At 43.1% G+C, this 24958-nt stretch carries 20 protein-coding genes; 14 read left to right on the top strand and 6 right to left on the bottom strand.

All coding sequences use genetic code 11. The features are described from left to right. Nucleotides 1–6: 6 nt before the first annotated feature. The 3 genes from LSG31_RS02370 to eutB all read right to left on the bottom strand — a co-directional run bounded on the left by LSG31_RS02370 (nucleotide 7) and on the right by eutB (nucleotide 4819). A complete protein-coding gene (locus LSG31_RS02370) occupies nucleotides 7–1683 on the bottom strand; it encodes a PucR family transcriptional regulator (RefSeq protein WP_347437817.1) in 1677 nt (558 codons plus the stop codon). A 138-nt stretch (nucleotides 1684–1821) separates the two neighbouring features. Beyond that, on the bottom strand, nucleotides 1822–3513 hold the full coding sequence (locus tag LSG31_RS02365; protein ID WP_347437816.1) for a HAMP domain-containing methyl-accepting chemotaxis protein: 1692 nt from the start codon (nucleotides 3511–3513) through the stop codon (nucleotides 1822–1824). Nucleotides 3514–3838: 325 nt separating this feature from the next. Further along, on the bottom strand, nucleotides 3839–4819 hold the full coding sequence (gene eutB, locus LSG31_RS02360) for a hydroxyectoine utilization dehydratase EutB (RefSeq protein WP_347437815.1): 981 nt from the start codon (nucleotides 4817–4819) through the stop codon (nucleotides 3839–3841). 255 nt (nucleotides 4820–5074) lie between these two features. On the opposite strand from eutB, the gene LSG31_RS02355 reads away from it, so the two are divergent. The 12 genes from LSG31_RS02355 to pdxS all read left to right on the top strand — a co-directional run bounded on the left by LSG31_RS02355 (nucleotide 5075) and on the right by pdxS (nucleotide 18177). Next, the gene (locus tag LSG31_RS02355) at nucleotides 5075–6244 is read left to right on the top strand and encodes a M24 family metallopeptidase (RefSeq protein WP_347437814.1); all 1170 of its coding nucleotides are present in this window, start codon (nucleotides 5075–5077) and stop codon (nucleotides 6242–6244) included. Nucleotides 6245–6274: 30 nt separating this feature from the next. Further along, the gene (locus tag LSG31_RS02350; protein WP_347437813.1) at nucleotides 6275–7255 is read left to right on the top strand and encodes a cyclodeaminase; all 981 of its coding nucleotides are present in this window, start codon (nucleotides 6275–6277) and stop codon (nucleotides 7253–7255) included. A gap of 40 nt (nucleotides 7256–7295) precedes the next feature. Continuing rightward, nucleotides 7296–8516 (top strand): cystathionine gamma-synthase family protein, encoded by a 1221-nt coding sequence (locus LSG31_RS02345; protein WP_347437812.1) that lies wholly within the window; start codon nucleotides 7296–7298, stop codon nucleotides 8514–8516. 88 nt (nucleotides 8517–8604) lie between these two features. Then, nucleotides 8605–9816, top strand: a complete 1212-nt coding sequence (locus LSG31_RS02340) for a M20 metallopeptidase family protein (protein WP_347437811.1) — start codon at nucleotides 8605–8607, stop codon at nucleotides 9814–9816. A gap of 29 nt (nucleotides 9817–9845) precedes the next feature. Continuing rightward, complete coding sequence (locus tag LSG31_RS02335) at nucleotides 9846–10886, top strand: homoserine dehydrogenase (RefSeq protein WP_347437810.1); 1041 nt, start codon at nucleotides 9846–9848, stop codon at nucleotides 10884–10886. Nucleotides 10887–10936: 50 nt separating this feature from the next. After that, nucleotides 10937–12376: an aldehyde dehydrogenase family protein gene (locus LSG31_RS02330; RefSeq protein WP_347437809.1), complete on the top strand. Its 1440-nt coding sequence runs from the start codon at nucleotides 10937–10939 to the stop codon at nucleotides 12374–12376. A gap of 223 nt (nucleotides 12377–12599) precedes the next feature. Then, nucleotides 12600–13493: an ectoine/hydroxyectoine ABC transporter substrate-binding protein EhuB gene (gene ehuB, locus LSG31_RS02325; protein WP_347437808.1), complete on the top strand. Its 894-nt coding sequence runs from the start codon at nucleotides 12600–12602 to the stop codon at nucleotides 13491–13493. 100 nt (nucleotides 13494–13593) lie between these two features. Beyond that, nucleotides 13594–14241: an ectoine/hydroxyectoine ABC transporter permease subunit EhuC gene (ehuC, locus tag LSG31_RS02320; protein ID WP_347437807.1), complete on the top strand. Its 648-nt coding sequence runs from the start codon at nucleotides 13594–13596 to the stop codon at nucleotides 14239–14241. Nucleotides 14242–14244: 3 nt separating this feature from the next. Further along, a complete protein-coding gene (ehuD, locus tag LSG31_RS02315; RefSeq protein ID WP_347437806.1) occupies nucleotides 14245–14979 on the top strand; it encodes an ectoine/hydroxyectoine ABC transporter permease subunit EhuD in 735 nt (244 codons plus the stop codon). Further along, nucleotides 14942–15802 (top strand): ectoine/hydroxyectoine ABC transporter ATP-binding protein EhuA, encoded by an 861-nt coding sequence (gene ehuA / locus LSG31_RS02310; protein WP_347437805.1) that lies wholly within the window; start codon nucleotides 14942–14944, stop codon nucleotides 15800–15802. Before ehuD ends, ehuA begins: the two co-directional genes overlap by 38 nt. A 19-nt stretch (nucleotides 15803–15821) precedes the next feature. Next, nucleotides 15822–17240, top strand: coding sequence for an aspartate ammonia-lyase (gene aspA / locus LSG31_RS02305; protein WP_347437804.1), 1419 nt, complete (start codon nucleotides 15822–15824; stop codon nucleotides 17238–17240). 55 nt (nucleotides 17241–17295) lie between these two features. Further along, nucleotides 17296–18177 carry a pyridoxal 5'-phosphate synthase lyase subunit PdxS gene (gene pdxS / locus LSG31_RS02300; RefSeq protein WP_488349830.1) on the top strand — a complete coding sequence of 294 codons (882 nt, stop codon included), beginning with the start codon at nucleotides 17296–17298 and terminating at the stop codon, nucleotides 18175–18177. A gap of 322 nt (nucleotides 18178–18499) precedes the next feature. On the opposite strand, the gene LSG31_RS02295 is transcribed toward pdxS, so the two are convergent. From LSG31_RS02295 to LSG31_RS02285, 3 genes are all read right to left on the bottom strand, one after another. Next, nucleotides 18500–19477, bottom strand: coding sequence for a DMT family transporter (locus tag LSG31_RS02295; protein ID WP_347437803.1), 978 nt, complete (start codon nucleotides 19475–19477; stop codon nucleotides 18500–18502). A gap of 92 nt (nucleotides 19478–19569) precedes the next feature. Beyond that, a complete protein-coding gene (locus LSG31_RS02290) occupies nucleotides 19570–20499 on the bottom strand; it encodes a TRAP transporter substrate-binding protein (RefSeq protein ID WP_347437802.1) in 930 nt (309 codons plus the stop codon). A gap of 22 nt (nucleotides 20500–20521) precedes the next feature. Then, nucleotides 20522–22594 carry a (Fe-S)-binding protein gene (locus LSG31_RS02285; RefSeq protein WP_347437801.1) on the bottom strand — a complete coding sequence of 691 codons (2073 nt, stop codon included), beginning with the start codon at nucleotides 22592–22594 and terminating at the stop codon, nucleotides 20522–20524. A 301-nt stretch (nucleotides 22595–22895) separates the two neighbouring features. Here LSG31_RS02285 and LSG31_RS02280 point away from each other — a divergent pair, with 301 nt between their 5' ends. Together LSG31_RS02280 and LSG31_RS02275 are read left to right on the top strand one after the other, a co-directional pair. After that, entirely contained in the window at nucleotides 22896–24128 is a 1233-nt protein-coding gene (locus LSG31_RS02280) for an NAD(P)/FAD-dependent oxidoreductase (RefSeq protein ID WP_347437800.1), read from the top strand. A gap of 56 nt (nucleotides 24129–24184) precedes the next feature. Beyond that, nucleotides 24185–24952, top strand: coding sequence for an electron transfer flavoprotein subunit beta/FixA family protein (locus LSG31_RS02275; RefSeq protein ID WP_347437799.1), 768 nt, complete (start codon nucleotides 24185–24187; stop codon nucleotides 24950–24952). Nucleotides 24953–24958: the final 6 nt, after the last annotated feature.

The following is a 24958-nucleotide window of genomic DNA, read 5'->3' as shown; positions in this document are numbered from 1 at the left end:
GAAATCTTACAATCTTTTTTTATTTGTCATATCTGTAATCCATATTTTTATGCAAAGATTAAGCAGAAATAAGTCATCAGGATCGACCAGAGTGCGTCCGGTCAAAGTTTCTATTTTTTTTAGGCGATAAAGAAGAGATTGTCTGTGTAAATTGAGCGCGCGTGATGTTTGACTTACATTTCCTTGATTTTGTATATATGTTACGAATGTATTGACCAACTCTAACCCGCGTTGATTATCATAGTCGATCAGTGCGCCGATTGTTGATAACGTAAGTTCTTGTATTTCTGAATTCTTGGCAAGCGATAAAAGGACTCGATACATTTCCGTGTTGGCATATGTGCTGCGGTGACCTGGGCCTTTTTGATGATATCCTACTTCCAAGGCTATTCTGGCATCATTAAAACTTTCGTGGAAGGTTTTAATACCTGCGTGGTTTTCCCCGACCCCCCATGACAGGATTAATCCGGGCAATACTTGACAAAGACGATTTTCAAGTACATCCAAGAAATTTTGGACATTCTTGCTGATTTGATCAGGGGAAATTTCCAGAAAAATGACGAATCGATCCAGTTGATACGTTGTCATAGTTTTACGTTGAATGGATGTTCCTGTTTGATTGATTTGTTCTTTTATACTATGGATCGTATTATGGAGCCAGTGCTCATAGGAGAGATCATCCGCCTTCTTTTTCTGAAAAATGGATTCCAAATTTTCAGGTAAACCCAAAATACAGACATAGGGAAGGGAAATAGCATAATTCAATGACCTTGCCCGTGATAGTGCAGAATCCCAGGATTCGATCTCACCTTTTGCAAGACTCCAAATAAAATCATCCCGCAATCGCATTTCCGTATCTTGTATTGCGCTTTCGCGTTGAAACCATAGTACGATTGCAGGCAATGCTTGCTCCAGTACGTGGTTTTCTTCTAAATTCAACAACGAATCGATTGAGATTTCTGGGGAAATGGATAAAATGATATAACCAAAAATCTTGCTTGATGATTGAATCACCAACGGAATAAGCGAGCCGTCCAGCGGTTGAAAATGCTTGAAATCCTGTGTATAAAGATTATACGTTTGATGGCCGTTCTGCAAATAACGATTCCACTTTTCCACTAAGATACCTGAATTTTGGCTTCTTCCCTTAATTAAACCATCTTTGCTGATAATGATTACAGGATATCCAATTTCTTTTTGAATAGCCTTCGCTGCATCAGATAAACTGCCATCATTCAGGAATAAGTGAAGCAGTTGCTTTTGCAAGTCTTCCGAACGTCTTAATTTTTCTTGGTGCCAGTTATAAAGTTTGCCTAAAATAGCTTGTATAATATCAGCAAAACGAACTTCCCATGGAATTTCAATGATCGGGAATTCATTTTCTTCCGCGAAGTCAAGAATGTCTTTTGGAATATTCGAAACATGTCGTCCGGTTGCGATTGCCAAAGCGGCAGCACCAGAAGAAAAGACATCCTGTACAAATTTTTTAAAGATGTGCGAATCGTTTCCACATCCGATTGCCGTACTCAGTACAAGCTCATTATTGCGAATGAAATTTTCTACCGGAATTTCAATAACCGAGACAGATTGGACAACGCGTTTATCCAATGCAGTTTTTGCTGTTTTGATTCTGGCAGATTTCATGACATCAATGCTTAAAACATCTACCATTGTAAAAGCCATGCGTATCACCCGCTTTCCAAGAAATATTTCATCCCTATAAAAGTATTGTATATTTAAATGAAAGAAATTCGTAGCGTTGCTGTATGCCATATTTGAGAAAGAGCTTCAGATGATATGAGCTCTTTCATGAATCTACATTTAGACTTTAAATTTGCTGATTAACAATTGGAGATCCATCGCCATTCTAGAAAGTGAGCTTGCTGATGATGCAATTTCCTCTATGGATGCGAGTTGTTCTTCTGTTGCTGCTGATACCGTTTGCGTTGCAGATGAAGTGGTTTCAGATGCTGCTACAACATGATTTATAACCCGTACGATATCTTCTGTACCTGCTGACATTTGTTCAGTCGCTGCCGAAACTTCTGCAATTTGCTTTGAGACATTTTCAACAGATTGATAAATTTTTTCAAAAGATTCTTTTGCCAGATTGACGGCCTCAATCCCATTATTGACCTCGGAGGCTCCAATTTTCATAGATTGAACCGCTTTTTGAATGCCGTTTTGGATTGTTGTAATATACTCCGCAATTTGTTTGGCCGAGTTCGACGATTCTTCCGCAAGTTTTCGAACTTCATCGGCTACAACTGCAAATCCCCGGCCATGTTCACCGGCTCGTGCTGCTTCAATTGCAGCATTTAATGCAAGTAAATTTGTCTGATTCGCAATGCCGGTAATCGTCTCTACTATTTTTCCAATGCTTTGCGCATGATTTCCTAAATCTTGAATAGAGTATGCCACTTCTCGCGTTGTAGAATGAATCGTGTTCATTTGATTGATGGCCTTTTGGACTGTCTGATTCCCTTCAACCGATACACGAGCAGCTTGGTCAGCAGTTGATAAAACTGTTTGTGAACGCAACGTGATCTGTTGAAGCCCGGCAGCCATTTCATCTATGGTTTGTGCAGCTCGTTCCACATCATTCGCTTGCTGTTGATTTCCTGTCGCAACTTCCTGTACTGTTGAAGCGATATTTTCGGTAGCTTGGCTTGTCTGTTCCGAGCTTGCCAGCAATTCTTCAGATGACGTCGCAACTTGTTCCGCACTTTGTCCGACCTGCTGAATAATTTCCCGGAGATTATACACCATCTGATTAAAACCATTGGCCAGTTTTCCAATTTCATCACGGTTTTTGATTGCAAGTGAATCAACCGTCAGATCTCCAGCAGCAATTTGTCCCGCTGCAACGGTTAGGGCCGCTACAGGTTTAGAAATCATCCGCGCTATGAAGATACCAAGGGCCAAGGCGATGGCAACAGCTAATATGCTAACTGTTATGACACTTGTAATAGTAGAATTTACAAACGAATTTGTCGTCTGCAGATCTATATCAATAAGTTTTTGTACATCTTTGACAGCAGCAGCAGCTTCTGTTAACATTTGGTTCCCAAACGGAAACACAGAGGATGCAAATTGGCTGATGGCCTCATTTTTGTCTGTTTTGTATAAAACCAAAACTTGATTTGCATTTTGCATATATTCTTTTTCCATAGCTTTTAGCTGATTCATATGGGTTTTTATTTTATCGTTTACTCCGGGAATTTGATAGGTTTTATCTATCAAAGTGGTGATTTCATTTTGTTTATTTTTAAAATTCGTTAAATCATGATCATTCGGAACCAAAAGATAACCGCGAATGATTCTAGACTGATTTGCTATTTGAATTGAGATTTCTTTAATGTCTGCTCGAATTTGTATCTTTTGAAAAACGAGTGCATGATAGGAACTTTCAATTTGCTTTATCGAGTAAATGGAAAACCCGCTTACTATGCATAGAATAAGGGCAACTGATAGAAATCCTGCAATCAACCTTTTTCCAACGGTCAGATTCATTTGTAATTCCCCCGTAAAAAATGTTTGGTGGTAATATATAATTATAATTAAGGAATTCACTGGGTGCTTTTCAATCGTAAATCGCGTGGGCAGGCTGCTGGCAGTTGTGGTAGCTTAAAGTATTGTAAGTACCGGTAGAACGCAGCTCTTAAGAAGAACTTGCATAAGAATTTATAACGAAATGATTTGATAAATCGGATTGGTTAAACGAAAGGCTGTAAGTAGGGTTGTTCCTGTCATTATGGAATTTCGACAATTCCGAGGATACCCTACTTTTTATCAACACAATAAATTTTCGCAACATTAATTCGTGTGGGCGTTATTTTTAATGTGAAATATACTTTTGCACAGCATTTAAATGGGCAGATATGTCGACATTGCAACCACTAATTACGACAGCTATATTTCCGTTCGGTTTACCGATTTTCTTCCTCAGTAAAGCCGCGACACCAACGGCGGCTGCACCTTCGACAGCCATGCGATGATTCTCGAAAATATAAGCCATTCCTTCTGCAATCTCTTCTTCTGATACAAGAATTGCTTGATCCATATATTGTTGTACCATACGGAATGTATACTGATTATCGAGTCCGATTCCCCCCAACAAACTATCTGCAAGGGTTTCTTGTTCGTCCAAAATCACCGGTTTGCCTGCTTTAAGACTTTCGTACATAACCGCACCATGCTCCATTGACACGCCAATGACTTGGATACCCGGATGTGTCGATTTTAATGCCAAGCCTAGACCGGAAATCAATCCACCTCCGGACAAGCCCGCCACTACCATATCAAGATCCGGGAGATCTTCCAACAGTTCTAGACCGATAGTGCCTTGGCCGGCAATCACATATGGATCATCAAACGGCTTGATAACTGTCAGTCCTTGTTCTTCCTGCAATTGATAACAACGTTTTTCAGCATCATCTTGCCCGTGTCCGAATACTTCAATTTCTGCCCCAAGCCGGCGAATGCGCTCAACCTTTGCCTTTGGAACTCTGTTCGAAATACATATGACCGCTCTTATTCCCAACTGTTTGGCAACATATGCGACAGCCAGTCCATGATTGCCTGTGGAAAAGGTTGTAACACCACGTTTTTGCTCGTCAACAGTTAAACTCAAGATTTTATTTGCGGCACCGCGAAGTTTAAAAGCACCGGTTTCGTGAAAATTTTCGAGTTTCAAATAAACAGAAGCGCCTGTTACATCCGATAAGACTGAAGAATATAAGAAGGGCGTTTTCTTTACAATTTGAGACGTTCGTTTTCGTGCTTTCCAAATGTCATGGATCGTAACATTCATTATCATTTCCTCCAATGGTAAAGTGAAATTTGAATAAAGCGGAAATTTACGTTTCTACTAGAGAGACTTTTGCTCCTGAAAGTTATAAAAATAATAAAGAACTTTCAAATAAACGTCAATTGTATAAACTGACTACGATACATAGCTAAACTTCATACATAATGGCGAATGTTTTTATTTTTAGCCTTTGCTTATAATCAGAATAAATATCCGTTCAATATTTTTTAACAATTTTATATTTTAAAAAGGAGGAAGCGTCTAATGTTAAATTTTAGTGTTTCCGAATATCAGGAGAGAATTAAAAGAACGAAGCAAAAAATGGCGGAGCAGGGAATTGACGTTCTGTTGGTTACAGATCCGGCAAACATGAATTATTTATCCGGTTATGACGGCTGGTCATTTTATGTTCATCAACTCCTCATTTTGATTATTGATGAAGAACAACCGCTTTGGGTTGGCAGAGGACAGGATGCCAATGCGGCGAAAGTTACGACGTGGTTAAATGCGGAAAATATTTTCCCTTATGCTGATGATTATGTTCAATCTACTGTCAAACATCCGATGGATTTTGTTTCTGACATTTTAAAAGAAATCGGTCAGGCCAATCGGACGATTGGAGTAGAAATGGACACATATTACTTTACTGCAAAATGTTTGGAAAGTTTGCGAAAAGGACTGCCGAACGCCCGCTTCAAAGATGTGACATCCCTCGTCAATTGGGTGCGGATCGTCAAATCGGAACACGAAATCGAGTATATGAAAAAAGCGGCGCGAATTGTAGAAAATGCGATGAAAGTCGGCATTGAATCGATTCAAGAGGGAATCCGTGAATGTGATGTGGTCGCCAAAATCTATCACGCTCAAATCAGTGGAACAGAAAGTTTCGGCGGGGATTATCCGGCAATTGTCCCACTGCTTCCTTCCGGCGAAAAAACTTCTACACCGCATTTGACATGGACAGATCAACCCTATAAAAAAGGTGACCCGGTGATTCTTGAATTGGCAGGCTGTTATAAACGGTATCATTCGCCATTGGCTAGAACCGTGGTTATCGGCGAGCCGGAACAAAAAGTAAAAGATCTGGCGAATGTTGTTGCAGAAGGCATTCAGGCAGCAATCGATGTGGTGAAGCCGGGCATTACTTGTGAAGAGATCGAGGCAGCATGGCGGAGAAGCATAGAAAAAAGCGGGTTTAAAAAGGATTCCCGGATCGGATATTCCATGGGATTGAATTATCCGCCGGATTGGGGCGAACATACTGCAAGTTTGCGTCAAGGAGATCAAACTGTAGTGCAACCGAATATGACGTTTCATATGATTCCCGGTATTTGGTTAGACAACTATGGTGTTGAAATTAGCGAATCCGTTCGTGTGACAGAAAATGGTTGTGAAACATTTGCTAACTTCCCGCGCGACCTTTTTATCAAATAAGCCGGTAAAAAGCTTAAAGGTGGGGTTGAGTTGATACTATTCAATGAAAACGAAATTCGGCAGCACGTTCATGTAAATCAAAAAACGATTGCTGTAATAGAAGAAGCATTTGCATCGTTGGCGGCAAACAAGGTAACAATGCCTCCGATCATGCGTGTAGACATCCCGGAGAATAACGGGGAAGTCGATGTAAAGACAGCATACATTCGCGGCTTGGATAAGTTTTGCATCAAAATTTCAGCCGGTTTTTTTAACAACCCGCAATTAGGCTTGCCGAGCGGGAATGGAATGATGCTATTGGTGAGCACAGTGACAGGTGTTCCGCAAGCGGTTTTTCTCGACAACGGGTATTTGACGGATGTTCGAACAGCTGCTGCAGGTGCGGTCGCGGCAAAATATCTCGCTCGCGAAACGGTTGAAACTGTCGGAGTTATCGGGACCGGCGGACAGGCAAGACATCAACTGAAAGCGCTTAAACAAATCCGGGATTTTCAACGAATTACGATTTACGGGCCTACACAAAGCCGGGCGGAAATATTTGCGAGAGAGATGCGGGAAACGTTGGGTGTTGAAACAAATCTCTTTACTTCTCCGGAAGCGGTGGTGAAAGAGAGTCATGTAGTGATAACCACGACACCGGCAAAAACTCCAATCATCAAGGCGGAGTGGTTGCATCCCGGACTGCATATTACGGCGATGGGTTCAGATGCGGAACATAAGCAAGAGTTGGAAGCTGGCGTGTTTGGTCAAGCGGATGTTGTAGCATGTGATGTGAAGTCCCAATGTTTTCGGCTAGGTGAGCTCCACCATGCATTGGAACAGGGAACGATCACGAAAGATCACAATATTATTGAACTTGGTGAATTGACTTCGAAGCAAAGAGCAGGCCGCACAAATGATCAACAGATTACGATCTGTGATCTGACTGGTACTGGTGTGCAAGATACGGCGATTGCGTTGTTTGCATATGACGAGCTTGTTGCACAAGGACTTGGTTTAAGGATTGAATAAGGAAATATACAAACTAAGAAGAGTAAGGAGAGTTCGTAAAATGAGCAAAAACGATTTCAACGATGTTCAAATTGGCACAAAAGCAGTCTGGGCCGGTGAAAAGGAATCACTTGTACACGGTGCAACACAAGTGCCGGTAGTCGTAAGTGTCGCTTATGGGTATGATGACATGGATGAATGGTATGATGTCGCGATCGGCAAGAAAGCGGGACATATCTATGGACGCAACACAAATCCAACCGTACAGGCGTTTGAGCAAAAGATCCAGATCCTTGAAGGGGCGGAAGCGGCTACCAGTTTTTCAACCGGGATGGCGGCGATCAGCAATACGTTATATACATTTTTAAGACCTGGTGACCGCATCGTTTCTATTAAAGATACGTATGGCGGGACGAATAAGATTTTTACAGAGTTTTTACCGCAGTTAAATATCGAAGTCGCTTTGTGCAATACGGGAGATCATGAAGCGATTGAGGCAGAAGTGGAAAAAGGGTGCAAAATTTTATATCTGGAAACCCCGACGAATCCTACCGTGAAAATCACAGATATCGAACGGATGGCAAAAGCGGGGAAAGCGGTTGGCGCTTTAGTGGTTGTCGACAATACATTTGCAACGCCGATCAATCAAAGCCCGTTGCAATTAGGCGCCGACTTGGTCATCCATAGCGCAACGAAGTTTCTTGGCGGCCATGCGGACGCATTGGGCGGAGTGGTTTGCGGAGACAAAAAACTGGTGGAACAGATCTATCATTACCGGGAAATCAATGGAGCTACGATGGATCCCTGGGCAGCATACCTCATTTTGCGCGGGATGAAAACTCTGAAACTCCGTGTGGAACAACAAGCCAAGAATGCGATGGCAATAGCGAACTATCTGCAACAACAAGAGCTTGTGGAAGCCGTCTTTTACCCAGGATTGGAAACACATGTCCACCACGAGATTGCCAAAAAACAAATGCGCGGATTCGGCGGCATGCTTAGCTTTGCATTAAAAGGCGGAATGGATGCTGTACGGATTTTATTGCCAAAATTGAAATATGCCAATCGGGCGGCGAATCTTGGAGCCGTTGAAACCACATATGGCCCTGCTCGTACGACCAGCCATGTGGAATGCACACCGGAAGAACGCGCGGCCATGGGAATACCGGATGGATTGGTTCGAATTTCGGCAGGCATTGAGGACACAGATGATTTGATTGCCGATATGGAACAAGCGTTTGCATATCTTGCGGAACAAGTACTCGTCAGCTCGAAAAAATAAAAAAAAAGACCTTTCGTAAAAGGTCAAAAAAATTCTTGGGAAAATATAAAATCACCTTTAGTATACAAGAAAATTGAGGTGAAGTCGAATGAGCACATCATCTGTTTCATTGTTGGAAAGAGCACAAGCTCTTTCCGACGAAATTATACAGTGGAGACGAAACATTCACGCGAATCCGGAGCTAAGCTTTCAGGAATTTCAAACGTCTAATTTCGTTATTGAACGATTACATCAGATACCAGGAATGAAAGTAGAAACGGGTGTAGGGTATAAAACGGCTGTTGTCGGCACATTAAGTTCCGGCATGGGACCAACGATTGCGATTCGTGCGGACATGGATGCACTGCCAATTCTTGAAGCGACAAATCACTCGTTTTGTTCGCAAAATACAGGTGTCATGCATGCGTGTGGACATGATGCACATACATCGATTTTATTGGGAGCAGCACATGTGTTGGCAGAATGTTTTCAAGCCGGAGAGATTCAAGGTACGGTGAAATTCATCTTTCAACCGGCTGAGGAAGCAACGGATGAGCATGGTTTAACCGGAGCTCCATATATGATCAAGGCCGGCGTGCTGGATGGGGTGGATTGTGCAATCGCATTGCATATGAGTCCGGAAAACCCGGTCGGAGAAGTTCAAGTACATGCCGGTTACAGCATGGCAAATGTCGATGTTTTTGAAGCAACCCTTTATGGCACAGGCGGCCATGGGGCATATCCCCACTTGGGTACAGATCCGGTGTGGATGTTGGGGCCGGTCTTGCAGGCACTGCACGGAATTGTTGCACGCAGGGTATCCCCCCTGGAACCTGCAGTGGTAAGTATTGGCCAAATCCGCGCAGGTTCCACCAGCAATGTGATTCCTTCCGAGGTATATATTCAAGGAACGGCACGCAGTTATGACCCGGAAGTCAGGGAATTAATTATTTCGGAACTCGAAAAAGCATTTTCCATCGTTGCAAATTTGGGTGGAAAGTATACGTTCCATATCAATCGAGGAGAACCGGCTTTAAAAAATGATGCGCGAGTCAATGAATGGATTGTTTCGACGATCCGGGATCTGTATCCGGAATTCAAATGTATCGATACCCCTTTTGGTCTGGGAGGAGAAGATTTTGCGCATATGACCCGGGTTGTGCCAGGCGCGATGTTTTTCCTTGGCTGCGCTTTGCCGGATGATGTGAAACGGGACTTGCATACACCGATATTCGATATTGATGAAAGATGCTTGCCGATTGGCGTATCGATTCTTGCAGAGACGGCAAAACGGTATATAAACGGGCGCTATCGGTTGTGAATTTAAAATAGCCAAAAGGAGTGTTCAAATTGGCACATAAAATTGCTTTGCTTGGCTTTGGTACTGTCGGCCAGGGTTTTGCTGAAATTTTGCGGGATAAAGATAAAGTGTTGCGTGATGATGTTGGGCTTGATGCGAAAATAGTTGCAATTTCCGATATTATGAAAGGTTCTATCTATCATCCGGATGGATTGGATATTACAGAAATTCTCCGAGTCGTGAAAGAAACGGGAAGACTGGACGATTACCCGGAAGTTCCTGGTTTGATTCGGGGCTGGGATAGCTTTCAGACCATTGCTGAGAGTAATGCTGATACGGTGGTAGAAATCACATACACAGACGTAAAAACCGGTCAACCGGCAATTGACCACTGCAAGGCGGCGTTTGCCAACAAGAAACATGTAGTCATGAGCAATAAGGGCCCGGTAGCCTTGGCCTATCAAGAATTGTCCGAATTGGCGAAACAAAATGGAGTGCGCTGGGGAATAGAAGGAACAGTAATGAGTGGAACACCTTCATTGCGCATGCCGATCGTGTCGCTGGCAGGAAATGAAATTACGGAAATTCGCGGAATTCTGAACGGCACGACCAACTACATCCTGACAAAGATGGAAGAAGGATTGTCATATGAAGAAGCTTTGGCGGAAGCGCAAGCACTCGGGTATGCGGAAGCCGATCCTACCAGCGATGTAGATGGATATGATGCACAGTACAAGATTGTGATTTTGGCAAACATCGTCATGGGCATTCCGTTAAAAAGAGACGATGTAGAGTGTGAAGGAATTCGCCATTTAACGCAAAATGATATGGAATGGGCCAAATCGAATGGGAAACGATGGAAATTGATAGCAAAAGCAAAAAAAGCTGGCGATACGATCTATGCAAAGGTTGGATTGGAAGCAATCGCAGTATCTGACCCATTGGCAGGCGTTTTAGGAGCAACAAATGCCGTTACATTCGATTGTGATCTCGCTGGGCCAATTACTTTGGTTGGTGCAGGAGCAGGCCGTAAGGAAACCGGATTTTCTATTTTGATTGACTTGATTAATATCAGTCGCGGCCAATTATAGGAAGAAAAGTATCAGTTGAATACAAAAATCGAATGAAAGGTGGTAATTCTATGAAGACGCTGACAAAAGGTGAAAAATTTTTTCTCGCGGGCCAATGGGTTGAACGAGATCGGTTGATAGATGTGCGTGACCCCAAAGATGATAGTTTAATCACTACAGTTCCAGCTGCCAGTATTGAAGATACGCTGTTTGCCATAGAGGAAGCAAAAAAAGGCGCAAAAATAGCGGCGGAAATTCCGACACATGAACGAATTGCGATTCTAAACCGTGCTGCTGATTGGATTTTAGATAATAAAGAAGAATATGCTACGATGATTGCCCGCGAAGGAAGCAAGACCATTCGCGAAGCAAGGAAAGAGGTAACTCGCTGCATCGAAACGCTTCGTGTCAGTGCGGAGGAAGCGAGAAGAATTCAAGGGGAAACCATACCATTCGATCAGATGCAGGGAAGTGAAAATCGGGTAGGCTATTATTACAGATTTCCAATCGGAATTATTGCAGCCATAACGCCCTTTAATGATCCGTTGAATCTGGTGGCGCACAAGGTAGGGCCGGCAATTGCGGCGGGGAATGCCATCATTGTCAAACCGGCTACGGTAACTCCTTTAAGTGCGCTCATGCTGGCAAAAGCGTTTGAAAAAGCAGGACTTCCGGCAAAAGTTTTGTCTGTCATCACCGGTTATGCCAGTGAAATCGGGGATACGCTTGTTACACATCCGGACATTCGAATGGTTTCTTTTACAGGTGGTTTGTCAGCCGGAAAAGAGATTCTTAAAAAAGCCGGGTTGAAAAAAATCAGTATGGAGCTTGGCTCCAATTCTCCGGTCATTGTATTGAATGATGCAGAATTAGAAGAGGCAGTCGAATCGACCGTATCCGGCGCGTTTTGGGCAGCAGGCCAGAATTGCCTTGGCGTTCAAAGAATTTATATTGAAGATCAAGTGTTTGAAGAATTTCAGGGAAAATTTGTGAATCAGACATTGCAATATCGCGTGGGTGATAAATTATCGGAGTTTACCGATATGGGCCCGATGATCAATGAAAAAGAAGCGATTCGCGTTGAAAATTGGGTAAATGAAGCGGTTGCAAAGGGTGCAAAATTGTTATGCGGCGGCAAACGTGAAGGGGCATTTTATATGCCGACAGTTTTAACGGATGTTCCGGAGAACTGTACACTGGCATCGGAAGAAGTATTTGGGCCTGTTGTTACACTCTATCGTGTTCCGGATCTCAATACGGCGATTTGTGAATCGAATCGCAATGAATATGGGCTGCAAGCAGGTATTTTTACAAAAGATATTGAAAAAGCATTTCATGCCATTCGCAGAATGGAAGTTGGCGGCATCATGATCAACGATAGTTCTGATTACCGGATTGATGCAATGCCTTTCGGCGGTGTGAAGGGTTCAGGATTGGGACGTGAAGGCATAAAATTTGCATTGCAGGAAATGACTGAGCCAAAAGTTGTGTGTTTTAAATTGAAAAAATAATAAAAATTTTAAAATACAATAATTTATAAATTTTATAAAATTAAATAAGTGTAAAATTTAGTTGTTTGACATTTTTACGAATTTTAAATAAAATCTTTGAAAAGCTTTTCAAGAAACAAATTGTGAAATACCATACAAAGACGGCTTCCTGGTTTTGGTTGAATAATAATGAAAACGCTGACATTATCAGCTGTTTTTATAACTTAAAAGGGGGAATAACAAAATGAAAAAAGCATTGGCAGGTTTGGTTTCCATTCCGTTATTGTTCAGTTTGGTTGTCGGTTGCGGAACAAATGCAACGAATCCATCAACATCTTCCCCAGCTTCATCGCATGAGACCACTCTAGAAAAAGCAAAAAAACAAGGGTATGTATCGGTTGGATTTGCAAATGAAAAACCGTATGCATACGCGACTCCCGACGGAAAACTGACGGGGGAAGCGGTGGAAGTGGCACGGGCAGTACTGAAAACCATGGGGATCAAACAGATGAATGGCGTGTTGACGGAGTTTGGCTCGTTAATTCCGGGACTGAATGCAAAGCGGTTTGACATGATCACGGCGGGCATGTATATCACTCCCGAACGCGCCAAACAGGTTGCCTTTGCGAACCCGGAATACAGGGTGATAGAAGGTTTCGCCGTTAAAAAGGGAAATCCATTAAATCTGCACAGTTACGAGGATATCAAAAACAATCCGAAAGCGAAAATAGCCGTAATGGGTGGCGCGATGGAATATAATTACTTGCTAAAATCCGGAGTTCCTAAAAATCAGATTGAAATTGTGCCGGATAATCCTTCAGCGTTGGCAGCATTAAAAGCAGGAAGAGCAGATGCGATCACGATGACCAGTCTTTCTCTGGAGGATTTACTAAAAACAGCAAAAGATCCATCGATTGAAATGGTAAAAGATTTCAAGCAACCGGTAATTGACGGCAAAAGTGTAATCAGTTATGGAGCAACTGCTTTCCGTACGCAAGACAAAGATTTTCTAAAAGCGTTTGACGATGGGTTGAACAAATTGGAAAAGTCGGGGCAATTGTTGCAGATTCTCGAAAAATTCGGATTTAACAAAGACAATCTGCCGGGTAATGTAACAGCTGCTGAATTATCCAAATAAATATTCGATAGGAAATCGGAAAGGACAGGATCCTCTCCGATTTCTACAAATAAAGATGCATATAGAAAGTAGATGCATATAGAAAGGAGTACTGGATATATTGCAATCCATTCTTGTATTGTTGCCGTCTTTATTGCAGGGAGCAGTGGTCACGATTGAGATTACATTGATATCAGCCGTATTATCGTTTTTCATGGCATTTATTGCGGGATTCGGCCGCCTATCCAAATTCTTTATCATTCGCATGATTGCAAGTATTTATATAGAAGTGTTTCGAGGGACATCACTGCTTGTCCAGTTGTTTTGGCTATATTTTGCGTTGCCGATGTTTGGGCTGCAATTGCCCCCCATGGTTGCGGGAATTATTGCTTTAGTATTGAATTATGGCGCTTACGGAGCCGAGGTTGTAAGGAGTGCGATCCTGGCGGTTCCGAAAGGACAAACGGAAGCATCCATTGCCCTGAATTTGTCGAATTGGCAAAGAATGAGGCTCGTCATTTTACCGCAAGCCCTTTTGATCATGTTGCCGACATTTGGCAACAATCTGATCGAACTTCTGAAATCAACGTCTTTGGTTTCCCTTGTTACGATTGCCGATCTGACGTTTAAAGGCATCGAGCTTCAAACGACGACTTTGCAAAGCACCACAATTTTCAGCCTATTGCTCATACTCTATTTTGTGATTGCTTATCCTCTTTCGTTGGGTGTGCGCTGGATTGAGCGTAGAGTATCTGTAGGGAGGATGTAATTGATGTGGGACTGGAATTTTGCCATATCTATATTGCCTAAATTGCTGCAAGCCATGTTGATCACGTTGAGTGCCGCGATTTGCTCATTCCTATTGTCCGTAATCGTTGGTTTATTGTTTGCATTGGGAAGACGTTCGAAGTTCAAGCCACTGGCTCGGACGATTGGGGGAATCGTAGAGTTTATTCGAAGCACTCCCCTATTGGTTCAGTTGTTTTTTATCTTTTATGTCTTGCCGAATTACAGTATTACTCTTTCCCCTTTTACAGCTGGGGTAATCGGCTTGGGACTGCATTATAGCACCTATTTGTCAGAAGTCTATCGTTCCGGTATCGATGCGATTCCCAAAGGTCAATGGGAAGCCGGAAAAGCGCTGAATTTTTCACCGCTGCAAATCTGGTTCCGCATCATTTTGCCGCAAGCGATTCCACCTGTCATCCCTGTATTCGGGAACTATTTGATTGTCATGTTTAAAGATACTCCTCTGTTATCCGCGATTACGGTGGTGGAAATGATGCAGACCGCAAAAATCATCGGCTCGGAATCCTTCCGCTATCTTGAACCGTTTACCATTGTCGGTGTATTGTTTTTTGTTTTGAGTTTTCCTTCCGCATTGCTTGTTAGAAAGCTAGAAGGCCGTTTGAATAAAAATACGAGAAAAGAAAACATGACAAAAGATGCAAGAAAGGAAGTGGCAATCAATGAGCCAACTGCTAAATTTGAATCAAACTCCGTCTAAGGATTTCAAAAAGCAACAAGGGAACGCAGCAGGCTGGGGGTATGAGCCGATCGTTCGCTATCAGAAAATCGGTAAATCGTTTGGTGATGTGGAAATCCTAAAGGATATGGATTTCAACATTTATCCAAGTGAAAAAGTGGCGATTATAGGACCGAGCGGCTCTGGAAAAACAACCTTGATACGAATGTTAATGACGCTGGAACGGCCAAGCGCTGGAACCATCGAAGTAGACGGAGAATTGCTTTGGCATAAAAAGATCAATGGGAAGCTGGTTTCTGCTGATGAAAAACATCTTCATCGGGTTCGCGGAAAGATCGGGATGGTGTTTCAACAATACAATCTGTTTCCGCATATGACCGTATTGAGAAATTGCATTGAAGCACCGATTCATGTTTTGGGTATTACAAAAGAGGAAGCGATCGAACGGGCGAAAACAATGTTGGATAAGGTAGGCCTTATTCACAAATTAGATGCCTATCCATCGCAACTGTCGGGAGGGCAACAACAGCGTGTGGCAATCGCCCGTGCCTTGGTCATGCGTCCCAAGATTATGCTGTTTGATGAAGTGACTTCGGCACTTGATCCGGAAATGGTGGGCGAAGTGCTTGCAGTGATCAAAGAAATCGCGGCTGAAGGCGAAATGGCCATGATTTTGGTCACGCACGAAATGGACTTCGCGCGTGATGTTGCAGACCGGGTGTTGTTTATGGATGGCGGAAAAATCGTAGAAGAAGGGGCTCCGAGCGAACTGTTCGGAAATCCGCAAAATCCGCGTACAAAGGCTTTCTTAAGCAGATTTCATCTCAGTGGGAGGCATTTATAGTTGAAAGAAGGTTAACAGCATGATGAAGCAAACTCGTTTGGAAAAAGATTTTCTTGGAGAAAAGGAAGTCCCGCTAAATGCCTACTATGGCATACAAACATTGCGTGCAGTTGAAAACTTTCCAATTACAGGGTTCCGGCTCCATCCAGCTCTCATCAGGGCTATGGCAATGGTCAAAAAGTCTGCTGCAATGGCTAATATGAAAATAAATCGATTAAGTTTTCGTTTGGGCGAAGCCATCATCACAGCAGCCGATGAAATTATAGATGGAAAATGGGATGAACAGTTTCTCGTTGATCCGATTCAAGGTGGAGCTGGAACATCCATTAACATGAATACGAATGAAGTCATCGCGAATCGGGCGCTTGAACTACTTTTGGAAGAAAAGGGAAATTATCATGTATTGAGTCCCAATACGCATGTAAATATGTCACAATCGACAAATGATACGTTTCCAACTGCTGTTCATATTGCCGTATTGAGTGAACTCAAGTTGTTGCTTGCTGTGATGGAGCGAATGCATGATGTGCTGGTTGAGAAAGCGAAGCAGTTTGATCCGATCATTAAAATGGGCCGGACACACTTGCAGGATGCTGTCCCGATCCGGCTTGGTCAAGAATTCGAAGCATATCGCCGTGTTGTGAAACGCGACATTCAAAGGATTCAGCATTCTAAAGCTTCCCTATACGAAGTGAACATAGGAGCCACGGCAGTTGGGACAGGTTTGAATGCAGATCCACAATACATTGATTTTGCGGTGAAAGCGCTGGCGGAAATCTGCGGACTTCCATTGGCAGGTGCAGAGCATCTCGTTGACGGGACTCAAAATACAGATTCATATACAGAAGTTTCTGCTGCTTTAAAAGTATGCATGATTAATATGTCTAAAATTGCCAACGACTTGCGACTTATGGCTTCCGGCCCCCGCGTCGGATTAGGAGAAATCTTTTTGCCGCCACGACAGCCAGGGTCATCGATTATGCCGGGAAAAGTAAATCCTGTCATGGCTGAAGTGATAAATCAAGTGGCCTTTCAGGTTATTGGAAATGATCAAACCATTAGCTTGGCATCAGAAGCAGGGCAGTTAGAGTTGAATGTTATGGAGCCGGTGCTGGTCTTTAACTTGCTGCAATCGATTCAGATCATGACGAACGCTTTCCGCGTCTTCACGGAATATTGTCTAACGGGCATTGAAGCAAATGAAGAACGGCTCAAAGAAAATGTCGAAAAAAGTGTCGGTGTCATTACTGCCGTAAATCCACACTTGGGGTATGAGACAACCGCACGAATCGCCATAGAAGCAATTTTGACCGAACAATCGGTGCGAGATATTTGTCTTCATCAAAATGTTTTGACGAAAGAGGAATTGGATCTGATTCTAGATCCATATGAAATGACTCGTCCCGGAATTGCTGGTTTGGAACTTTTAGCAAAATAAATATTGTGAGCATTTTTAAATGTCAAGTTTGTATTTCAACAGGAGGCAAATCATCATGGAAGTAGGTACATCACGGGTTAAACGGGGTATGGCAGAAATGCAAAAAGGCGGCGTCATCATGGATGTGGTGAACGCAGAACAAGCGAAAATAGCGGAAGAAGCAGGTGCTGTCGCCGTTATGGCATTGGAACGTGTGCCGGCGGATATCCGCGCCGCTGGCGGGGTTGCACGGATGGCAGATCCGACAATCGTCGAAGAAGTTATGAAGTCGGTATCCATACCGGTTATGGCAAAAGCTCGTATTGGACATTTTGTTGAAGCAAAAATATTAGAATCTCTTGGCGTTGACTATATTGATGAAAGTGAAGTTTTGACACCGGCTGATGATAAATACCATATCAATAAGCGGGAATTTACAGTTCCGTTTGTCTGCGGCGCCCGTGGTTTAGGGGAAGCATTACGCCGTATCGCTGAAGGTGCTTCCATGATTCGGACAAAGGGTGAACCAGGAACGGGAAACATTGTGGAAGCAGTGAAGCATCAAAGAACCATGCAAGCGCAAATTCGCAGGGTGCAGGCTATGTCAAAAGATGAGTTATATGCCGAAGCAAAAAATATAGGGGCACCTTTTGAACTTTTGCTTGAAGTTCATACAAGTGGTCAGCTACCTGTTGTAAACTTTGCCGCCGGTGGCGTTGCAACACCTGCAGACGCAGCGTTGATGATGCATTTGGGTTCTGATGGCGTATTTGTAGGCTCTGGTATCTTTAAATCAGATCATCCTGCAAAATTTGCCCGGGCGATTGTGGAAGCAACCACGCACTTTGAGGATTATGAATTGATCGCAGAATTGTCCAAAAACCTTGGGACAGCGATGAAGGGGATTGAATTGTCAACATTGCGCGAAACAGAGCGGATGGCTGTCCGTGGCTGGTAGAAATCGATTTAAGTAATCATTGAATACCATTTTCTTAAAAAGGGAGTTGGGAACATGTTATGTCCACACTGCGGACCTAAAGGTCATTTGGAGCAAGTTTCATTTTCGTCGGAATATGAACGATTGTATTGCTTAGTTTGTGGCAACACGTATGTTTCTTACTCTCTTGGCAATGGCGAATTCACAGAACCTGTACCTGTTGCGAACAAGAACAATATTAAATAATTTTAAGCAAATATAAATTTTCAACTTACACCCTCCTTGAGAGGGTGTTTTCATGTGAATTCATAAAGATGCAAATTGAAAAAGAATGGTCAGTCAATCAAGGTGCCATTTGAATTGGTTCGTTGCTTGAAGCACGTTGCACATGTGATGAAATAAGGCTGTGTAAAACCATACCAATAACCACAAGACACAGACCAATAAGACCAACGATTGAAATCCTGGTCCCTGATATGACGAGCAGTTCACCAATCAGCGTAAATACCACTTCTCCAGAGATAGTCGCTTCTACTCTGGCTAATTGATAAACGTTGCTTTTTGCCAAATCGGTCGCAGTAAAAAACAACACCGTGGCAATGAAACCTGAAAACACTGCCACAATGAACGATTGAAGAGATTGCGAGTTACTTGGAAGTCCGTGTGCAACAACCTGGTACAAAGATAAAATCAACCACAACGGAAGTGTGGCAATTGTCATTCCCAGAGTCCTTTGATATGCATCCAGCCTGCCTTCGCAAAGTTCCATCATCTTTCGGTTCCCTAAAGGGTACGCAAATGCAGCAATAATGGTTGGAACAGTCCCGAGCAGCATGTCATGTATGGAAACATGCGTTGACTGGGACCATTCCATTAACCCAACACCTAATAGAATTACGAAAGACATTCCCATTCCCTTAATTGGAATTCGCTTCCTGACTTTGACTACACCATCCGCAGTTTGGCGTATTTCGTGAAACAATGGAACCAAAAGTGAACCGGCAATAATAGTAATTTGAAATGTTCCTGCTATCAACCATGCAGGGCCATAAGCGGACGCAAAACACTGCAAAGAGTAACACAATCCAAATCCAACAAAACTCCACCATACCCACTGCCAGGGATGTTTACGCATTTCTTCAATTAGCGCTCTAAAATTTTTGTGAAGTACCACGACAATCAAAAGTAAGGGAAACATGAAAAGGTAGCGCAATGAAGCGCTCCAGATCCAACTTCCTCCACTAGCACTCATTAACCTGTTTAATATAAAAGTGAAAGAAAAAAAGAAAGAAGCTGCAATTCCCAATAAGATTGCCTTCAAGTAAATACCTCCACTCGACCTGCCAAATTATAACTTGAACGGTGTAAAAAAGCTGTGTTTTCTAACATTCACATCTAGGGCAGCAACACGCTTTAAACGGAAACCGCCTTTTCTCTTCGGTAAACTGTCAGGAATTCTTGGATAGTATGAACGATTTCAGCACCGATCACTTCTTCCATTTTTGCGTATACAGGTTGGATCTTTTTTTGGAAAGGTTTCATTTCAGGATACGTAATTTCCTTAAATGATCGTTTTGCTTTTTCCAGCAGATCTTTTTCATGATCGCCAACATACTTGCGCGCAGCATGTCTTGCTTTATTTCCTGCTTCTAGTATGATTTGTTGCAGTTCAGGAGCAAGGCCGTCAAACACATTCTTGTTCATAATAATGAACGCAACGTAGTAAGTATGGTTTGTCATTGCCAAATAGTCCTGCACATCGTCGATGTTTAGGTCAAAGATGTTAAACAATGGATTGAATTGTCCGTCGATTACACCTTCAGCAAGACTGGTATAGAGTTTCGTATAGTCCAAAGTTGTAACAGATGCTCCAAGGGCTTTAAACGTTTCGATAAAACTGTACTCATCGGGGGATCTCATTTTCATACCCAGCAAATCATCAGGGCTATTGATCGGTCGAACGTTATTTGTAATTTGTGCGTAACCAAGAGCGACATCGGCGAGGACTTTGAAGCCATGCTCTTCGCCAAGCTCCTGCAATCGATTTCCTGCCGGTCCATCCAGCACGGCACAGCCTTCGTCAATGCTTTGTGTCAGAAGTGGCAGAGAAAGCGCCGCAAACTGTGGAATCGTGTTCGCCAAAATATTTGCACCGACAATTTGCATATCAAGTGTGCCTGTTTGGACAGCTTGAATTATTGTACTTTCCGTACCATACATTTCCATAGGGAAGGTCTCTATTTTCAATCTTCCATTTGATTTTTTTTCGACATGCTCGATAAAAGCACTGGTTGCTGCACCGCGTGGCGTGTTGTCGGGAGCAAATCCGTTCAACTTTTTCATGTGATCTTTACCTCCTGGCTTACTACAATGATTTTTCCACAATTTCAGCAATGTCCAATGTTTGGACCTGTTCTTCCACACCTTTTGCCTTGGTGCCGTCATTGAACATTGTCAGGCAATACGGACAGTTGCTGCCGATGGTCGTAGGGCTTAAGCTGAGTGCTTGTTCCGTACGCTCCATATTGATTCGCTTGCCTTGTTTTTCCTCCAGCCACATCATGCCGCCACCCGCGCCACAGCACATGGAATTTTCCTTGTTTCGTTCCATTTCAAGCACTTTCACGCCGGGGATCATACGCAATATTTCCCGGGGGATATCAAAAATGCCGTTGTATCGTCCAATGTAACAGGAATCATGGTACGCAATCGTTTCATTAACTTCTTTCATCGGCTTAATTCGCCCTTCTCGCAGCCATTTATGGATCAATTCGGTATGATGATAGACTTCCGCTTCCAATCCAAACTCCGGATATTCGTTTTTGAACGTGTTATAAGCATGCGGGTCGATCGTAACGATTTTTTTTACCCCATAGTTTTGAAAGTTCTCAATATTTTCTTGGCACAGCTGCTGGAATAAAAATTCATTGCCCAGTCGGCGCGCTGTATCTCCGGAGTTGCGTTCTTCATTACCAAGGATAGCAAACTTAATCCCGGCCGTGTTCATAATCTTTGCAAACGATTGAACGATCTTCTGGCTGCGTTTATCGAACGATCCCATCGAACCTACCCAAAAGAGGTATTCAAACTCATCGGTTTCATCCACCGTCAGCACTTGGATGTCATCGCGGCCTTCGCGCCACTTGATTCGCTCTTTACGGTTTATCCCCCATGGATTGCTTTGCCGTTCAATATTCTGGAAGTAACGAGCCGCTTCATTCGGCATGATTCCTTCATCCAACACCAGGTAACGACGCATATCAATGATTTTCTCGACATGCTCGTTCGCCACCGGACACTGATCTTCACAATTTCGACAGGTTGTACACGCCCACAGCTCTTCTTCCGTAATGACATCGCCAATCAGGTTAACAGAGTATTCCAAATCAGGCGACTCAGCCGTCTCCGTTGCTGCAGCAATCTCCGCATTATAAGTAAGTTGGTTAGCAAGCGTACCTTTGAAGGCAAATGCCGGCATCCAGGGTGTACGTTTTGTGACCGCAGCTCCTTTTTCGGTGAGATGGTTGCGCATTTTCACAATAAGATCCATGGGAGAAAGGGTTTTTCCCGTTCCGGAAGCAGGACACATGTTCGTACAGCGTCCGCACTCCACACAAGCATACAAATCGATCAATTGATTTTGCCTAAAATCTTCGATTCTGCCTACACCATAGCTCGTTTGGGATTCATCTTCGAATGGAATCGACGTCAACTTGCCATGCGGTTTGCTGTCGCGCAAATATACGTTAACCGGTGCAAAAATGAGGTGTGCGTGCTTCGATTGCGGAACATACACAGCAAAGGATAACAACGTCAGTAAATGCACCCACCAAAAGATATAAAAGAGGACTTCTGCAACCGTCTGGCCCATTCCGCCGAACACCACGGCAAGCGTGGAGGAAATCGGCGCAAATCCGTTCCATGCTTTATCAAGCCATATATGTTCAAACGTAAGCGCCAAAAGAATGGATATCATGAGAACAGATAAAAAGATAACGACCAATCCTGATTTGAACCCTCGTTTTAAACGTTTTAACTTCTCCACATATCTGCGGTAGAATGCATAGACGGTTGCCAGCAAGACCAAGAATGTCGTAATTTCCTGGCACAAGCTGAAGAACCTATGGGCCGAGCCGATCGGGTATTCGAAGCCTTTTACGAACCCTTTAATAATCAACTCGACAGCACCAAATTGCAAAATGATGAAGCCGTAAAACATCACGACGTGCATCGCACCGCTCTTCGGGTCTTCAAACAGTTTTCTCTGCCCGAAAACGTTGACTAGCAATTCATGAACGCGCTGCCTGGTATCTTTCTTTAGATTCGATTTTTTTCCTAACTTGATAAACATCACACGGCTATACACGATATTTGCAACCAAATAGACCGCATACCCCGCTACGACTAGAAAAAGAATAAAATTGATCAAGCCTGCCATAAAAAACTCCTTCCTCATGTACTGATTCTCTACATTTCATCTTCATCACATATAAAATGTAAAGCTGTGTCAGGACATACGTTTTGAAATGTGGAATAAAGCTTAAAAAGAATGTCGAATCGTAAAAATATATTACTCTGGAGGTGTAATAGAATCATTCCACAGATTGTTGGAACTCCATGAAAAAGTTTCAACAAAATGTCCAATGACGTCTCTCCTCTCTTCGCGATACTATTAACCCGAGGATTTCAAATAATCGTTCTGCAAAATTTCGACACATAAAAGGGAGGCTCCTGAAAAGATGAGTAATTTGCCACAGACAGCTGATGTTGTCATCATCGGAGCAGGATTAATGGGCTGCAGCACAGCATACGAACTAGCGAAAAGAAATGTTAAAAATATTTTAGTTTTGGACAAAAAAGCGATCGGTTCCGGAGCAACAGGCCAATCAAGCGGTGTTTTACGCGGCCATTACAGCTATGAACTGCTCACGCGTATGGCTGTGCAAAGTTTGGAAACGTTTCAACATGCCAAAGAAATTTTAGGCCACGAAGTCGGTTATCAACCAGTAGGGTATTTGTTTGGTGTTGATGATGAAAATATTGAGACATTGAAATTGAATGTCGAAATGCAAAAGCGCAACGGTGTCAATACGAGCATGGTTACCATGGAGGAAGTAAAAGAAATCTGGCCAGAAATGGATACGGATCTATTTGGAGCATTTGCATTTGAACCGCAAGGAGGTTATGGCGATCCGGTCCTCACGAATCAAGCGTTTGCCAATGCAGCACGTGCATTGGGTGTTGCAATCAAGCAGCATTGCGGTGTTAAGAGAATCATTACGAGTGAAGATGGCAGCACTGTTTTGGGTGTTGAAACTACAGATAATCAAACGATATTTACAAGTTGTGTCATTGTAGCAGCCGGAGTAGGGGCGCATCATTTAATGAAGAATGTGGGTGTAGATGTGCCGATCAGAGGACAGCGCGCCCAACTCGTATATGTCTCTCCGGGAAAATCCATTGGAAGAGCAGGAAGAGTACCTTCTTTCGGAGATTTCAAACATGACCAGTACATTAAACCCGAAGTAAGCAGCGGACATTTATTATTAGGAAATGCCGATCACGCCGATCCGCAATTTATCGATCCGGCTGATTACGATGCAGACAATTATCCGAAGCATGCAACGGAAAAGGCGATTGAAACAGCGATCGAGAAATTCCTTAGTTGTTTTCCATCTCTTGATCAAGCAAAATTGTTAAGCAGTTACTCGGCAGCTTATGAAATTACACCTGACGGGATTCCGTTTATTAGTAAAACTCCTATTGAAGGCGCTTACGTTTGTGCCGGTTTCAGCGGACATGGTTTCAAAATCACGCCGATCGTTGGAAAATTGACGGCAGACTTGGTTTTGGAAGGAGAAAGCAAGCAGCCAGGCATTGATCTTGCTTCATTCCGTATCACCCGTATTGCGGAAAATGATTCACTCAAACCGGCACACCCGTACACAACAACAGTTAATCACCATGTGTAAGATTGCATAAAACTGTGTGTACACACGCAGGAAGAGAAAAAAGGAGGTTTTCGATCATGAATTTGTTAGTCATTATGAAACAAACATTCGATACAGAAGAAAAAATAATAATAGAAAACGGCCAAATTGTTAAGGAAAATGTGGAGTTGATTTTAAATCCGTACGATGAATTTGCGGTTGAGGAAGCCGTCAAGCAAAAAGAAAAGCATGGCGGAGAGGTTACGGTGATTACAGTTGGGCCGTCTGGGGCAGAGAGTGCCCTGCGTACAGCTTTAGCCATGGGAGCAGACAAGGCTGTTTTAATCGAAAATGAAGACCAGCCATTGGATGAGTATAGTATTGCGAAAATATTAGCGGCTGCCATTAAAGAAAGGCAATACGATATCATCCTCGGCGGAAATATGTCTGTGGATAATGGAGCCAGCCAGGTAGGGCCGCGTGTTGCCGAGGAATTGGGGATTCCGCATATCTCCACGATTGTGAAGCTGGAAATTGATGGGGAGTCTGTAAAGGCAGAAAGGGATGCGGAAGGAGATGTCGAGATCATTGAATCGTCTCTGCCGATTCTGGTAACTGCACAACAGGGCCTGAACGAGCCACGCTATCCGTCATTGCCGGGAATCATGAAAGCGAAAAAGAAGCCGTTGGAACGATTGACGATCGAGGATTTGAATCTAAGCCAAGATGACCTTAAAACGAAATCGATCGCGATCGAGCATTATTTGCCGCCACAAAAACAAAAGGGACGTGTTCTTACAGGGGAAATCAAAACTCAAGTTGGAGAATTGGTTCATATTCTGCGTGAAGAACTTAAAGTTGTTTAAAGGGGG

The organism is Fodinisporobacter ferrooxydans (assembly GCF_022818495.1).
Lineage (GTDB): Bacteria > Bacillota > Bacilli > Tumebacillales > MYW30-H2 > Fodinisporobacter > Fodinisporobacter ferrooxydans.
Note: the sequence above shows the minus strand (reverse complement) of the source record. Positions and strands in the feature narration are given on the sequence as shown.